The sequence below is a fragment of the Chromobacterium sp. S0633 genome, from assembly GCF_024158805.1.
Taxonomy (GTDB): domain Bacteria; phylum Pseudomonadota; class Gammaproteobacteria; order Burkholderiales; family Chromobacteriaceae; genus Chromobacterium.
The window spans coordinates 1-14,333 of sequence record NZ_JAMZGH010000074.1 but is presented as its reverse complement, the minus strand read 5'-3'; the positions used below and the strand labels follow the sequence as shown (position 1 = coordinate 14,333).

Sequence of the window (14,333 nt, the reverse complement as noted above, 5' to 3'; positions counted from 1 at the left end):
GGCCGCGGACGGCGCCGAGGCCGGCTGGGCCGGCGGCGGCAAGGCGCCCGCCGGCGCTTCGGCGTGATTGGCGGCCGGCGCGGAAGCGCCCGCGCCCAGCACTTCTATGGACTCCGGCTTCATCTGCTGCTCGGGCAGGCGTCCCACCACGTTCCACAAAACGACGGTGGCGACGGTAACCAAGACGACAGCGCCCACCAGACGGCGTCTGGCGCGCTTACGCAACAGGATCAACTCCTCGTGGGTGGATAAAGCCATGCTTTCCTCAAGCCGGGTGTTGCCGGGCTTCCATCACCTCGGCAACGGTGTGGAAGGAACCAAAAACGACAATTCTATCACTCTCCTCCGCCTGCGATAAGGCCGCCGACCAGGCTTGCGCCACGGTGGCGAAGGATTGCACCCTCTCAACGCCCATTTCCGCCAGCCTGGCGGCGATGCGTTCGCCGCTCTGGCCGCGGGGCATGTCGAGGCCGCCGACGAACCAGGCGTCGAACGCCTCGCGCGCCAAGGCCGCCACCTGTTCCAGGTCCTTGTCTTCCAGCATGGAGAACACCGCCAGCCGGTTGCGGGCGAACGGCAGCTGCTTCAGGCTGGCCGTCATCGCCTTGACCGCGTGCGGATTGTGGCCCACGTCCAGCACCACCGCCGGACGGCCCGGCAGCACCTGGAAACGGCCCGGCCACTCCACTTCCAGCAGGCCGCGCTTGACCGCGCCCAGGTTCACCGGCAGCCGCGGCTTCAAGCACTCCAGCACGGCCAGCGCCGCCGAGGCGTTGACCATCTGATAGCCGCCGCGCAGCGCCGGCAAGGGCAAGGCGTGGCGATGGGCGTCGCCCATGTGGAAGGACCATTGATTGTCCATGCGCTGATAGCCGAAGTCCGGCCCGTACAGCTTCAGGTCCGCGCCGATGGCGCGCGCGTGCTCGATCAGCCTGGCCGGCGGATTCGGGTCCGCGCACAAGGCCGGCTTGCCGGCGCGGTAGACGCCGGCTTTCTCGAAGCCGATGTCCTCGCGGTTGTCGCCCAGGATGGCCTGGTGGTCTATGTCCACGCTGACCACCACCGACACGTCCGGCTCGAAGATGTTGACCGCGTCCAGGCGTCCGCCCAGGCCCACCTCCAGCACGATCACGTCCACTTTTTCGGCGACAAAGCTGTGCACCGCCGCCAGGGTGCCGAATTCGAAATACGTCAGCGAGGTGTCGCCGCGCGCGGCGTCTATCGCCTCGAAGCCGGCGACGATGCGCTCATCGCTGGCGGGCGCCAGATCGATGGCGATGCGCTCGTTGTAACGCAGGATGTGGGGAGAGGTGTAAGTGCCCACCTTGAAGCCGGCGCAATGCAGCATGGCGGACAGCATCGCGCAGACCGAGCCCTTGCCGTTGGTGCCGGCCACCATCACCACCGGGCAGGACGGTTGCAGTTTCATCGCGGCGCGCACCCGCTCCACGCGGGCCAGGCCCATATCGATGGCGGTGGCGTGCAGGCTTTCCTGCCAGCTCAGCCACTCGGCCAGAGTCTTGTGTCCAGTCATTTCGTCTCAGTGTCGTCCGCGGCTTGAAACCACAGCAAATAAGTCCGCAAGCGGCGGCGGCCGTCCGCCGGCGCCGAATCCGGCCACACCATCAAGGCGCGCCGGCGGCCGCCGATGCGCACATTCAATACCGTCAGCCAAGGGGTGACGAAGCAATCGTCCAAGGCCTGCGCCGGCAGCGCGGCTTCGCGCCACACGCTCAGCCGCCCCAGGCCGTCCACTTCCAGCCGCCGGAAACGGCCGGCGTCGCCCCAGCCGTCGGCGCGCAGAGCCCGCAGCAGCAAGAAGGCCTCGGCCGGCAACAAGGCCAGCCAGATGGGCGGCAGATGGCGGATCACCGCCCAGGCCAGCAGCGCGGCGGCGAAAACCGTCAGCGCCAGCCAAAGGCGCGAAGGCCTCAGCTCGAAGCCGAAAGGCTCCAGCCGGGGCCGCCGGTTCATGGTTTAGAGATCCAGCGCCGGGGTGTTGCTGATGTCGGCGTCCACGCTGTCTATCACCGTGGAGTGGATCTCCACGTCGAACCATTCCCAGAAGGCTTTCAAGGACAGATCCTTGGGCCATGTGTCTTCGTCCTCGTACCAGGACGCCAGTTCCATCTTGAACAATTGTTCGTAGATTTCGTCGATGTAGGCGACGCCCTCTTCCGGCTCGTCGAACTCCGGCAGCAGGATCACGGTGCAGTCGGTGCGCAGGCTGTCCAGCGCCAGATCCATGTCGTTGTCCGGGGCCTGGTTCAGCCAGTCCAGGAACGGTTGTTTCGGTTTGATCACGGCCACCGAGCGGTCAACGAAGTACATAGCATGCCTTTCATTCAAGTTTGGCCGGCATTGTAACAGCACAAACCGCGCGGCGCTAAGCGTGGAAAGGTGAAGCCCATGTTACAATCCGCCCAACTTTCCATACAGAAAACAACACGCACCATGGCTCTGATTACCGTCGAAAAAGCCTGCCTGGCTTTTGGTCACCACGCATTGCTGGATAACGTCGATTTCGCGCTGGAACCGGGCGAAGTGGTCGGCCTGATCGGCCGCAACGGCGCCGGCAAGTCCTCGCTGCTCAAGAGCGTGGCCGGCGCGGTGGCGCTGGACGACGGCCGCGTCAACATCAAGGGCGACGTCAAAGTGGCCTATGTGCCGCAAGAGCCTGAGCTGGCGCCGGAACACACGGTGTTCGAAGCCGTGGCCGAAGGCCTGGGCGAACTGAAAAGCCTGCTCACCGAATACCACCAAGTCACCCATCAGCTGACCCAGGCCGACGCCGACCACGAACAGGCGCTGGCGCGGATGGAGCACATCCAGCACGAGCTGGAGGCCCGCGGCGGCTGGCAGTTCGACGCGCTGATCTCCTCCACCCTGTCCCATCTGGGCCTGAACCCGGACGCGCGGATCGAGGAGCTGTCCGGCGGCTGGAAAAAACGCGTGGCGCTGGCGCGCGCGCTGGCCGCCAGGCCCGACGTGCTGCTGCTGGACGAACCCACCAACCACTTGGACGTGTCCGCCATCGAATGGCTGGAAACCCTGATCAAGAACTACGGCGGCAGCGTGCTCTTGATCACCCACGACCGCCGCTTCCTGGACAATGTGGCCACCCGCATCGTGGAACTGGACCGCGGCCTGCTGCGCAGCTACCCGGGCAGCTTCTCCAGCTACCATGTGCGCAAGGCGGAAGAACTGGCCGTCGAGGAAGAGCAAAACCGCATCTTCGACAAATTCCACGCCCAGGAAGAGGTGTGGATCCGCAAGGGCATCGAGGCGCGCCGCACCCGCAACGAAGGCCGGGTGCGCCGGCTGGAGGCCATCCGCCGCGAGCGCTCGGCGCGGCGCGAGCGCGTGGGCCAGGTCAACTTCCAGCTGGACGCCGGCGAACGCTCCGGCAAGCTGGTGGCGGAGCTGGAGCACGTCGGCAAGGGCTTCGAGGGCAAGACCCTGATCCGCGACTTCACCACCCGCATCCTGCGCGGCGACAAGATCGGCCTGATCGGCCCCAACGGCGCCGGCAAGACCACGCTGCTCAAGCTGATCCTGGGCCAGCTGGACGCGGACAGCGGCAGCGTCAAGCAAGGCAGCAAGCTGGAGATCGCCTACTTCGACCAGTTCCGCGAACAGCTGGACGAGGAAACCAGCGTCGCCGACATCATCAGCCAGGGCAACGACTTCGTTGAAATCGGCGGCGTGAAGAAACACGTGATGAGCTATCTGGAAGACTTCCTGTTCTCGCCGCAGCGCGCGCGCAGCCCGGTGCGCTCGCTGTCCGGCGGCGAACGCAACCGCCTGCTGCTGGCCCGGCTGTTCACCCGGCCGGCCAATGTGCTGGTGCTGGACGAGCCCACCAACGATCTGGACATCGACACGCTGGAACTTCTGGAAGACGTGATCGCTCAATACTCGGGAACCGTGTTCCTGGTCAGCCACGACCGCGCCTTCCTGGACAACGTGGTCACCCAGGTGATCGCCTTCGAAGGCGACGGCCGGCTGGAAGAATATCCGGGCGGCTACCAGGACTGGATCGACACCAAGGCGCGCATGGCGGCGATGAAGCCGGCGGAGAAGCCGCGGGACGCTTCGGCCCCGCAGGAAAAACCCAAGGACAAGCCCAAGTCCGCGCGCAATAAACTGTCCTACAATGAGACGCGAGAGCTCGCCGCGCTGCCGGACGAGATCGCCGCGCTGGAAACCGAGCAAGCCAGCCTGAATCAGCAATTGCTGGACCCCAACTGCTACCGCGACACGCCCAAGGAGGCCATCGCCTGGCAGCGCCGGGTGGAGGAAATCGACGAATTGCTGATGGACAAGCTGGCGCGCTGGGAAGAACTGGAGTCAAAGCAACAATGAGCAAAACCCTGCCGCCTTCGCCCTCTTCGCCGTTGGACCGCCGCGCGCTGCTGCGCGGCGCCGCGCTGCTGTCGCTGGCCGGCCTGCTGGCCGCCTGCGGCACCACGCCCTCCAAGGTGGCCGGCGGCCGCAAGCCCCGCCCTTCCGGCGACCTCAGCCTGTCCGGACTGAAGGCCGACGGCGCCAGCCGGGAAATCCTGATCTATACGCTGGGCCTGCTGGGCCTGGACTATAAGTTCGGCGGCACCAACCCCGAGGCCGGCCTGGATTGCAGCGGCATGGTCGGCTACATCTACCAGAACGCCGTCGGCGTCACGCTGCCGCGCACCGCGGCCGAGATCGCCGGCGTGGCGCGGCCCATCCCGGACAGCCGGATGCGGGTCGGCGACCTGGTGTTCTTCAACACCATGAACCGCCCGTTCTCGCACATGGGCATCTTCATCGGCGACGGCAAGTTCGTGCACGCGCCGCGCACCAACAGCTCCATCCGCGTGGCGCGGCTGGACAATAGCTATTTCGCCGCCCGTTACGAGGGCGCGCGCACGCTGTTCAGCTAAGAACCTGTTTACGATCTGCTGCGCGTCGGTAGCGCGATTGTGCGATGAGTGCCGCCTTCGAAATGCTCATGTACCGCTTGTACATTCCGCTTTCTCAGCCACAACGCCTTGTCCCGCTCTTGCTCGCGAGATCGTAAACACCTTCTAAGAACCTGTTTACGATCTGCTGCGCGTCGGTAGAGACATTGTGCGATGAGTGCCGTCCTCGAAATGCTCATATACCACGCGTACATTCCGCTTTCTCAGCCGCAACGCCTTGTCTCGCTCTTGCTCGCGAGATCGTAAACACCTTCTTAAGCGCCTCCCAAGCGCTCGCTAGCCCGGCGCCAGCGCCGGCGTCGCGCCGGCGCTTTCCGCCCCGCGCGCAGCCCGCCCCAACAAGGCCTCCTCCACGCCGTCCAACAGCGCCCGCGTCGCTTCCGCGCCGGCCGCCATGCGCAAGGCCAGCTCGCGGCAGGCCGGGCCCGGGCCCGGTTCGGCCAGCAAACGCGCCAACAAACGCTCCATTCTCCTCGCGGACACGCGCTGCGCGTGCAAGACCTCGGCCACGCCCAGGCGCTTGGCGCGCTGGCCGTTGTCGAACTGATCGTAGGCGTAAGGCACGATCAATTGCGGGATCCCGGCGCGCATCGCGTCCGCCATGGTGCTGACGCCGCCGTGATGCGTCAGCGCCGCCGCCCGCGGCAACAGCGCGGCGAAAGGCGCGTGCGCCTGCCACAGCACATCGGCCGGCAAAGCCGGCGGCAACTGCGCCGCGTGCGGCGTGACGAAAATCCCGCGCCGGCCCAGCCGCCGCAAGGCCCGCAGCGCGGCGTCGAAGAAGGCCGCCGCGTGCCGATGGCCGGTGCCCGGCGTGAACACGACGGGCGCATCGCCGGCGGCCAGAAAGGCCTCCAGCTCGGCGGACAGCCCCGCGCCCCGCTGCGCGGCGGGCAGCAGAAAATCCCCTTCGAAGAACGGCCGCGGCCAATCCGGCTGCAAGGCGGCGAACCAGCGGGGAAACAGGCCCACCGAGGCGTTGGGGGCTCTCAGCATATGCTCGAAAAAATGCGGCTCCGCCGGCAGGCCGCGCTGTGCGCGCGCCGCGTTCAGACTGGGCAAGGTCTGGGCGTTGAACCAGTGATGCAGCGCCCACCACAGCAGGCCGGCTCCGGCCGGCGGCAGCCAGCCGGGAATCCGCAAGGAGCCCAGGGTGAGCAGGTCGTGGCGGCTGCACAGATTGGACGGCGCGAGATAGGCCGTCACAATGCGCAAATCCGGCCGCGCCGCTCGCGCCAGCGCCGCCATCGGCACCAGGACGGGGTGGCACAAGACCACGCAGTCCTCATCCGCCGGCAGATCCCTCACCCGCTCCCGCAAGGCGTCCAGATCCGGCGCCAGGCTATCCCAGAGCACGCCCCAGCTCTTGCGCTCATGCCATAGATCGGGGTTGTCCAGCGCCGCCTGTTCCCGCTCGACGCTGCCGAACAGCCCGTACGGCAGGCCGGCCGCCCGCGCCGCTTCCTCCTGCAAGGCCGGCGCCAGCATCCGCACCCGGTGGCCGCGCTCGCTCAAGCCGCGCGCCAGCGCGACAAAGGGCTGCATGTCCCCGCCGGTGCCGCTGGACGCCACGATGATCAAAGGACCGCGCGCCGGGTCCGCGCCGGCATGCGACAACGACAGCTCCCGCTCCATGACCCGCCTCCTTCCTTTAGGACGACAAGCCACTTTACGCCAATGTCATTTATCTGGCAAAAAGAAAACCGCCCGAAGGCGGTTGCGTGCGCATGGCGACCCTGCGCCGCGCCATGGCTTAGAGCCTGTTCAAAGTCTCGCGAGCAAGAGCGAGACAAGGCGAAAACAGCAGAGAAAGCGGAATGTACATACGGTACATGAGCATTTCGAAGTTGTTTTCAACGCCGTATCGCCGAAGCGCAGCAGACATTGAACAGGTTCTTAGAGCGTGAACTGCTGTACCACGCCGCGCAAAGACACCCCGCGCTCCAACAGATTGACCACGCCCTGCTGAGCCTCTTCCGCCGCCAGCCGGTTTTCCTCGGCCGAGCTGCTGACCGACTCCACGCTGCCGGCCAGATGCTGCGAAGCGTTGGCCTGCTCGCGCACCGCCGCCGAGATATCGCCCATGCCGCGCGACACGCCCTGGATCTGCACCGAGAAGCCCTGCAAAGTGTCCTGCGCCTCGCCGGCGTGATTGACGCTGGCGTCCACGCGGTCCACCGCCGCGCGCATGCCGGAGATGGCGGAGGCGGAATCCTGCTGCACCGAAGCGATCATCGAGCCGATCTCCACCGTGGCGTTGGCGGTGCGTTCAGACAGCTTGCGCACCTCGTCCGCCACCACCGCGAAACCGCGGCCCTGCTCGCCGGCACGCGCCGCCTCGATCGCCGCGTTCAAGGCCAGCAGATTGGTCTGATCGGCGATGTCCTTGATCACCGCCACAATCATATTGATCTCATTGGTGCGCGAATCCAGCTGATCCAGCTTGCCGGCCAGCTGGGTCACTTCCTGCTGCACCGTCCGCATGCCTTCCACCGCGTTCTGGATGTATTGCACCGTGGTCTGGGTCTGGCCTTCGAACGAAGACATCAGCGTGGCCGCGTCCTCGGCGATTTCCGAGACATGGGCGATGCTCACCGCCAGCTCCTCCACCGCCGCCGCGCTGCCGCGCACGTCCTCGGCCTGCTGGCCGGAACGCGCGGCCACGCCGCCCACCAGCTGATCGATGTGCTGGGATTCGCTCTGCACCGCGTCGGATTCGCCGCGGATCTCCAGCAAGCGCTCACGCAGGGCCGCCATGAAGGTGTTGAAGGAGGACGCGATGCGGCCCACTTCGTCGCGGCTGCGCACCGGCATGCTGCGCACCAGGTTCCAGTCGCCGCCGGCCAGTTGCTGCAGGGCCACGTTCAACTCGTTCACCGGCTGCACCATGCGGTTGGCCAGCAACAGGGCCGCCAGCTGGGACATCAGCAGCAGGCCCAGGCCCACCGCGCCGCTTTGCCACAGCACCTGGGTGCGCAAGGCCTCCACTTTTTGCAAGGACGTGTCCACCCCCACCACGTAGCGCATGCCGCTGGCCGAGGTGAAGGGCACGAACACCGAGCGGAACAGGCCGAACTCGCCCTGGTATTCCTCAAACTGGGTGGAGCCGCTGCGCAAGGCCGCGGCCAGGCCGGCCGGCACATCCTTGTATTCCGCCAGGAACCACTGTTGGTACTGGCCGGACTTCACCTCGTCGGGGCTGGCGGAAGAACTGGTGTACAACACGCGGCCGCCGCGCTGAATGGTGGAATAGGCGTAGGCCAGACCGCTGTCGCGCGCAAAATCGGTCAGCTGCTTGGTGGTGACCTGGCTATTGGGGTTGCTGTCCGGCAATTGGTCGTGGAAGTTCTCGCCCACCATCTGACGCGCCGCGTAGGCGGCGGTCAGCAGGGTCTGATCCACGCCCTTCATTTCGGAGTCGACCGTGCTGCGATAAGCGTAGATCGAATAAACCGCCACGATCAGCAGGCTCACCAGAGTAAAAGCGGCGGATAGTTTGGCCCGCAAGCCCCAGTCCTTGTTCAAGACACTCATACGGATGCATTCCTTCGACATTCATTCCAAAAACGGCTCCCCGCCGCCGGCGGCGCATCCGGAGCGCGCCGGACCGGCGCCGCAGGTCCAGGCAGTGGATCAGGCAGTAATCGACAAGAGACGATGACGGCGCCGCGAAGTGGTGCGGAGCGGGCGGGGAAAGATAGACAGGCGGCGGCGCGCCGGGACAAGCGGCCCAGTGCGGCGGCGAGCGCTGAATATGGAAAGTGATGATAACGCCAATTAAACGCGAATCAATGCGACTGGCTTTGGTAGTTTGCACATAGCAAGTGCATAATCGCTTTTTCTCGAGGTGAAGCGACCCGCGCCGGCTTTGTTTTTAAAAGGTTTTTTACAAATAGCCGCCGGCAAGCATCGGTATTTACGTAAAAACACCTATCGCATCTGTATCTATCTTGAGGGCCGCGTCCGCCGCCGCGCGGCGGACCATGGACAGGCTCTCAGGCGCGCAGACCCTGCAACAGCCGCGCCAGGCGCTCCAGAGACATCACCTCGTCCACCCCGCCGCGGGCGATGGCCGCCTGCGGCATGCCGAACACCACGCAGGACGCCTCGTCCTGGGCCAGCGTGCGCGCGCCGGCGTCGTGCATCTCGCGCATGCCGCGCGCGCCGTCGTCCCCCATGCCGGTGAGGATCACGCCCACCGCGTTGGCCCCGGCGCTCACCGCCACCGAGCGGAACAACACATCCACCGACGGCCGGTGCCTCGATACCGGCGGCCCGCCCTTGACCTCCGCGACAAACTGCTTCTGCCGGCGGTGCAAGAGCAGATGCTGGCCTCCCGGCGCAATCAGCACCGTGCCGGCGCTGAGCACGTCGCCGTTCTTCGCCTCCCTCACCTCCACCTGGGCCAGCTGGTTGAGCCGGCCGGCGAAGATGGAAGTGAAGCCCTCAGGCATATGCTGCACCACCACCATGCCCGGGCAATGCGGCGGCAGCCGCTGCAACAGGAACTCCAGCGCCAGGGTGCCGCCGGTGGACGCGCCCAGCGCGATGACGCGCTCCGTGCCCTGCGCCGGCCGCCGGCGCTCCGGCGGCGCGTCCAGAATGGCGTCGGCGGTCAGCTTGGGCGCGGGATAGCCGGACGGAGACGTCTGCTTCAAGGCCTCCACCCTCACCCGCGCCGCCGCGTACACCTCCTCCACCAGCCGCTTGGCGTTCTCGACGAAATTCGTCCTCGCGTTGACCAGCGGCTTGAGCAGCACCGACACCGCGCCGGCGCTCATCGCCTCCAGCGACACCAGCGCGCCCTCGGTGGTCAAGGCCGAGCAGATGATCACCGGCGTGGGCCGCTCCGCCATCACCTGGCGCAGAAAGGTCAGGCCGTCCATCCGCGGCATGGCCAGATCCAGGATGATCACGTCCGGCCAGCGGATCTTCATCCGGCTCATCGCGTAAATGGGGTCCGGCGACGCGCCCAGCAGCTTGATGTCCGGCGCGGTGGCCAGCATCTGGCCCAGCATCTCCCGCGCCACCGCGGAGTCGTCAACAATCAGAACACTGATGCTCATCGATTCTTCCGCCCGCCAAGTGGGCATCCAGCCGGTAGCGCGACGGCGCCTCCTGCGCCAAGGGCAGCGCCAGGTGCCGGATGGATTCCGAATGCCCGATGATCAAATGTCCGCCCTGCCGCAGCTTGTCGCACAGCGACAGCAAAACCCGCAGCTTGGTGGCCTCGTCGAAATAAATCAGCACATTGCGCAGGAAAATCACATCGAAATGACTATGGTTGAAGTCCGTCGCGTGCAGCAGGTTCAGATTGGCGAAACTCACCTTCTTCGCCAGCTCCGGCGCCACCTTGACCATGCCGGCGTATTCGTCGCGGCCGCGCAGGAAATAACGCCGCCACAGCTCCGGCGGCGTCCTGCGCGCGCGCTCCACCGAGTAAACCCCGCGCCGGGCCAGATGCGTGACCCGGGTATTGATATCGGTGGCGTACACCCGCCACTGGCCCAGCAAGCCCAGCGCCTCCGCCAGGATCATCGCCACCGTGTACGGCTCCTCGCCGGTGGAGCAGGCCGCCGACCACACCCGAAACTCGCCCTTGCCCTGCAGCCGCGCCGCCTCTTGCCGCAGCCAGGCGAAGTGTTCCGGCTCGCGGAAAAAATAGGTTTCATTGGTGGACAGCAGATTGATCGCGTACTGCCGCTCCGTCACATTGGCCGGGTCCGAGATCAGACGCCAGTAAGCCGCGTAGCTGTTCAGCCGCAAATGGCGGATGCGCTTGGCCAGGCGCGACTGGATCAGCGAACGCTTGCTCATCGGCATGGCGATGCCGGCGGTCTGGTAGATGAAGCGGCGCAGCTGGAAAAACTCCCCATCCGTCAACAAGGGCGCGGCGGCCAGCGTCTCTTCCAGGGCGAACATCTACAGCGCCTCGATGTCGTCGCTCAGAAACTGCTGGGTCACCGCCTCCGCCATCGCGCTGAGCTCGGACACCGACAGCGCCTGGCGCACATTCAGCAGGATGGCGAAGCGCTGATTGATGGTGGCGATGCCCTGGATGAAGTCGCTGCGGATATTGGAGCCGAAGCTGGGCGAGGGATCGATCTCGCTTTGCGGGATCTCCAGCACCTCGCACACCGAATCCAGCAGAATGCCGATGTCGGCGTAGCCGCCCTCCAGGCCCGGCAAGGACAGGATGGCCACGCAGGTGGACGACTTCAAGGCCGTCTGGCCGCGGCCGAAGCGCACCGACAAATCGATCACCGGCACCACCGCGCCGCGCAGATTGATGATGCCGCGCACGAAGTTGGGCATCATCGGCACCTCGGTGATGCCGTCGAACTCGATGATCTCCCGGATGAAGTTGATCTGAATGCCGAACAAATCCTCGCCCAGGATGAATGTGACGCAATGGAATTTCTGGTCGCCGCCGTCCTGGCCGGCCGGCTGGTCGCTGTTTCTCATCGCCGTCTTCCTCCCTCTCAATACTTGGAGAACTTGTCCTCGTCCACGGTCAGATCCATATCGTCATCGTCGTCCATCGGCGGCGGCGGCGCGGCCTTGCCGCCGTGCAAGTGGCCGATGTGCACCAGCCGGGACTTGCGGCCGCCGCGGGTGTTGCGCAGCTTGAACTGCTGCATCAAATCCTGCAGCTGCATCGCCGCGGAACTCAGTTCCTCGGAGGTGGAGCTCAGTTCCTCGGCCGACGTGGCCGAAGACTGCATGCCGCTGCTGATCTGCGTCACCGCGCTGTTGATCTGATCAATGCCGGTGCGCTGCTCGCGCGAGGCCGCGGAAATCTCCTGCACCAGGCTGGCGGTCTGGTCTATGCCGGGCAACATCTCCTGCAGCAAGGTGCCGGCCTTCTCCGCCACGCTCACCGAGCGGCTGGCCAGATCGCCTATCTCCTTGGCCGCCACCTGGGAGCGCTCCGCCAGCTTCCTCACCTCCACCGCCACCGTGGCGAAGCCCTTGCCGTGCTCGCCTGCCCGCGCCGCCTCGATCGCCGCGTTGATGGCCAGCAGATCCGTCTTGTTGGCGATATCGTTGATCACCGTGATCCGCGACGCGATCTCCTTCATCGCGTGCACCATATCGCTGACCGCGCTGCCGCCCTGGGTGGCGCTGGACGCGGATTTGGACGCAATGCCCTCGGTCACTCGCGCATTGTCGGCGTTCTGCGTCACCGTGGCCGCCATCTCCTCCACCGAGGCGCTGGTCTGCTCGATGCTGGACGACAGCTCGGACGAAGTCTGCGCCAGGGAGTTGGCGGTGGACGACACCTCCTCGGACGCCGAACCTATCGCCTCCGACATCGCGCTGACCTCGGACAGGGTCTCGGACAGCCGGTGCGCCATGGATTTGATCGAATACAGCAGGCTGGAAGTATCGTCCGGATGCAGCTTCACCGGCACCGACAAATCCCCTGCCGCCACCCGGCTCACCACCTGCACGGTGTAGGACGGGTCGCCGCCCAATTGCTTGAGCAGGCTGCGCGTCACCATCACCCCCAGCGCGATGCTCAGCAGCACCGCCGCCACCGCGATGGCCACCAGCACCCGCAAGGCGTCCGTGCTGATCGCCTTGGTTTCCACCAGGGAATTGTCGGCCAGCTTGGCGTTGAGGTTCACCAACTCGGTCAGCACCGCGTCCACCGCCTGGAAAGCCGGCCAGCCCTTGTCCGCCATCAGTTTCAGTGCAATTTTATTGTTCTCGCCGTCGCCGCGGTCGGTATAGGACAGCCGTTTCACCTCGGTGGCGTAGGGCTGGTAAATGGCCCAGGCGGCGTCGAAGCGGCGCAGCGCGTCCACCTCGGGCGGCGTCAGGTCCGTCTTGCGGTAAGCGTCTATGCTGGCGTTCATGCTCTTCTCGAAACCGGCCATCTCCAGCTCCACCGCGTCCATGGTCTTGGTGTCGGTCTCGGCGACATAGCGGTACAAGGAGCGGTTGCTGGCCATCGCGTTGCGCGCCGCGCTGCCGATATCCTTGATTGGCGTCAGCTGGTTGTCGAACAGATTCACCATCACGCCGGTGATGCGCTCCGTGGCGGTGTAGCTGACAAAGCCCAGCGCCAACAAGAAACACAGCACCACGCCAAACGACAGACCCAGCTTGGTCTTGACCTGCGCATTGTGAAACCACTGCATGACTACCTCCCGGCGCGCATCGGCGCGCTAAATGACGTCGCTCGCCTGCGCCTCGCTGGACTGGCGAATCCGCCGCCGCTCGCGGCGGCAGGCGTGGTGGATCAATTGCGGAATGTCCAGCACCAGCGCCGGCTTGCCGTTGCCCAGGATGGTGGAGCCGCTGATGCCGCGCAGCGAGCGGAAAATCTCGCCCAAGGGCTTGATCACCGCCTGCACCTCGCCCATCAGCCGGTCCACCACCACGCCGGCGCGGTTTTCCCCGTAATGCACAATCACCACGTACTCCGGCCGCGTGGCCGGCGGCAGATTGAACAACTCCCGCAAGGACACGAAAGGCAGCCAATCGCCGCGCACATTGATCTGGCGCGCGTTCTGCCGCATCGCCTCCTCCGGCATGTCCACGCACTCGATCATCATGTCCAGCGGCATCACCAGCGAGGAATCGTTCACCTCCACCCGGAAGCCGTCGATGATGGCCAGCGTCAGCGGCAGCCGCAGCCGGAACGTGGCGCCCTGGCCCGGCTGGGAAAAAATTTCGATCTCGCCGCGCAAGAGTTCGATATTGCGTTTCACCACGTCCAGACCCATGCCGCGGCCGGACAGATCGCTCAGCGCGTGCGCGGTGGAAAAGCCGGGCAGGAAGATCAGCTGCAGGGTTTCCTGCTCGCTCAACTGGCGGCCCTCGCTCAACAAGCCGCGCTCCAGCGCCTTGGCCAGCACCTTGTCGCGGTCTATGCCGCGGCCGTCGTCCTTGATTTCCACCACCACCGAGCCGGCGTCGTGAAAGGCGTTGAGCACCACCTTGCCGGTTTCCGGCTTGCCGGCCTCCCGCCGCTCCGCCGCCGTTTCCAGGCCGTGGTCCACCGCGTTGCGCACCAAGTGCATCAGCGGGTCGGTCAAGCGCTCCACCATGGATTTGTCGATCTCGGTGTCCGCGCCCTGAATCGTCAGCTGTATGGATTTGCCCAATTGCCGCGACACCTCGCGCACCATGCGCGGAAACCGGCAGAACACCTCGTCCACCGGCACCATGCGCAAGGTCAGCGCGTCGTCGCGTATGCTTTCCACCAGCGTGTTGATGATGGCCACGGACTCCAGCAGCTCGGCGTCGCAGCGGTTCTGCGCAATCAGCTTGGTGCCGGCGGACGCGATCACCAGCTCGCCCACCCGGTTGATCAGCCGGTCCAGCTTGCCGGCCTCCACCCGGATATAGTGACTGTCGCCG

Annotated in this window: 12 protein-coding genes and 1 pseudogene; 2 read left to right on the top strand and 11 right to left on the bottom strand. The window is 65.7% G+C overall.

Features of this window, described 5'->3' with window-relative positions:
* The 4 genes and pseudogenes from NK214_RS23985 to NK214_RS23970 all read right to left on the bottom strand — a co-directional run.
* A pseudogene (locus tag NK214_RS23985) lies at positions 1-258 on the bottom strand (SPOR domain-containing protein); the annotation flags it as partial.
* 7 nt (positions 259-265) lie between these two features.
* Positions 266-1,534: a bifunctional tetrahydrofolate synthase/dihydrofolate synthase gene (folC, locus tag NK214_RS23980; RefSeq protein WP_253315693.1), complete on the bottom strand. Its 1,269-nt coding sequence runs from the start codon at positions 1,532-1,534 to the stop codon at positions 266-268.
* Entirely contained in the window at positions 1,531-1,974 is a 444-nt protein-coding gene (locus NK214_RS23975; protein WP_253315692.1) for a protein YgfX, read from the bottom strand. Before NK214_RS23975 ends, folC begins: the two co-directional genes overlap by 4 nt.
* A 3-nt stretch (positions 1,975-1,977) precedes the next feature.
* A complete protein-coding gene (locus NK214_RS23970) occupies positions 1,978-2,331 on the bottom strand; it encodes a hypothetical protein (RefSeq protein ID WP_107799079.1) in 354 nt (117 codons plus the stop codon).
* 123 nt (positions 2,332-2,454) lie between these two features.
* On the opposite strand from NK214_RS23970, the gene NK214_RS23965 reads away from it, so the two are divergent.
* Positions 2,455-4,365, top strand: a complete 1,911-nt coding sequence (locus NK214_RS23965) for an ATP-binding cassette domain-containing protein (RefSeq protein ID WP_107799078.1) — start codon at positions 2,455-2,457, stop codon at positions 4,363-4,365.
* Positions 4,362-4,922 (top strand): C40 family peptidase, encoded by a 561-nt coding sequence (locus NK214_RS23960; protein WP_081549764.1) that lies wholly within the window; start codon positions 4,362-4,364, stop codon positions 4,920-4,922. Before NK214_RS23965 ends, NK214_RS23960 begins: the two co-directional genes overlap by 4 nt.
* A gap of 315 nt (positions 4,923-5,237) precedes the next feature.
* On the opposite strand, the gene NK214_RS23955 is transcribed toward NK214_RS23960, so the two are convergent.
* The 7 genes from NK214_RS23955 to NK214_RS23925 form a co-directional block, all read right to left on the bottom strand.
* Positions 5,238-6,596, bottom strand: a complete 1,359-nt coding sequence (locus tag NK214_RS23955; RefSeq protein ID WP_253315691.1) for a nucleotide disphospho-sugar-binding domain-containing protein — start codon at positions 6,594-6,596, stop codon at positions 5,238-5,240.
* A gap of 261 nt (positions 6,597-6,857) precedes the next feature.
* On the bottom strand, positions 6,858-8,495 hold the full coding sequence (locus NK214_RS23950; RefSeq protein WP_227108468.1) for a methyl-accepting chemotaxis protein: 1,638 nt from the start codon (positions 8,493-8,495) through the stop codon (positions 6,858-6,860).
* A gap of 461 nt (positions 8,496-8,956) precedes the next feature.
* A complete protein-coding gene (locus NK214_RS23945) occupies positions 8,957-10,027 on the bottom strand; it encodes a chemotaxis response regulator protein-glutamate methylesterase (RefSeq protein WP_253315690.1) in 1,071 nt (356 codons plus the stop codon).
* Complete coding sequence (locus NK214_RS23940) at positions 10,002-10,883, bottom strand: protein-glutamate O-methyltransferase CheR (RefSeq protein ID WP_227108470.1); 882 nt, start codon at positions 10,881-10,883, stop codon at positions 10,002-10,004. Before NK214_RS23940 ends, NK214_RS23945 begins: the two co-directional genes overlap by 26 nt.
* Positions 10,884-11,426, bottom strand: a complete 543-nt coding sequence (locus NK214_RS23935; RefSeq protein WP_107799073.1) for a chemotaxis protein CheW — start codon at positions 11,424-11,426, stop codon at positions 10,884-10,886.
* Positions 11,427-11,443: 17 nt separating this feature from the next.
* On the bottom strand, positions 11,444-13,108 hold the full coding sequence (locus tag NK214_RS23930; protein WP_253315689.1) for a methyl-accepting chemotaxis protein: 1,665 nt from the start codon (positions 13,106-13,108) through the stop codon (positions 11,444-11,446).
* A gap of 27 nt (positions 13,109-13,135) precedes the next feature.
* Positions 13,136-14,333: chemotaxis protein CheA (locus tag NK214_RS23925; protein WP_253315688.1), on the bottom strand; the 1,198-nt coding region annotated here is incomplete at its 5' end.

What these genes read in the sequence shown, in the direction of transcription:
- folC (WP_253315693.1), bottom strand. Translation starts at nt 1,534, where the DNA reads ATGACTGGACACAAGACTCTGGCCGAGTGGCTGAGCTGGCAGGAAAGC.
- NK214_RS23975 (WP_253315692.1), bottom strand. Translation starts at nt 1,974, where the DNA reads ATGAACCGGCGGCCCCGGCTGGAGCCTTTCGGCTTCGAGCTGAGGCCT.
- NK214_RS23970 (WP_107799079.1), bottom strand. Translation starts at nt 2,331, where the DNA reads ATGTACTTCGTTGACCGCTCGGTGGCCGTGATCAAACCGAAACAACCG.
- NK214_RS23965 (WP_107799078.1), top strand. Translation starts at nt 2,455, where the DNA reads ATGGCTCTGATTACCGTCGAAAAAGCCTGCCTGGCTTTTGGTCACCAC.
- NK214_RS23960 (WP_081549764.1), top strand. Translation starts at nt 4,362, where the DNA reads ATGAGCAAAACCCTGCCGCCTTCGCCCTCTTCGCCGTTGGACCGCCGC.
- NK214_RS23955 (WP_253315691.1), bottom strand. Translation starts at nt 6,596, where the DNA reads ATGGAGCGGGAGCTGTCGTTGTCGCATGCCGGCGCGGACCCGGCGCGC.
- NK214_RS23950 (WP_227108468.1), bottom strand. Translation starts at nt 8,495, where the DNA reads ATGAGTGTCTTGAACAAGGACTGGGGCTTGCGGGCCAAACTATCCGCC.
- NK214_RS23945 (WP_253315690.1), bottom strand. Translation starts at nt 10,027, where the DNA reads ATGAGCATCAGTGTTCTGATTGTTGACGACTCCGCGGTGGCGCGGGAG.
- NK214_RS23940 (WP_227108470.1), bottom strand. Translation starts at nt 10,883, where the DNA reads ATGTTCGCCCTGGAAGAGACGCTGGCCGCCGCGCCCTTGTTGACGGAT.
- NK214_RS23935 (WP_107799073.1), bottom strand. Translation starts at nt 11,426, where the DNA reads ATGAGAAACAGCGACCAGCCGGCCGGCCAGGACGGCGGCGACCAGAAA.
- NK214_RS23930 (WP_253315689.1), bottom strand. Translation starts at nt 13,108, where the DNA reads ATGCAGTGGTTTCACAATGCGCAGGTCAAGACCAAGCTGGGTCTGTCG.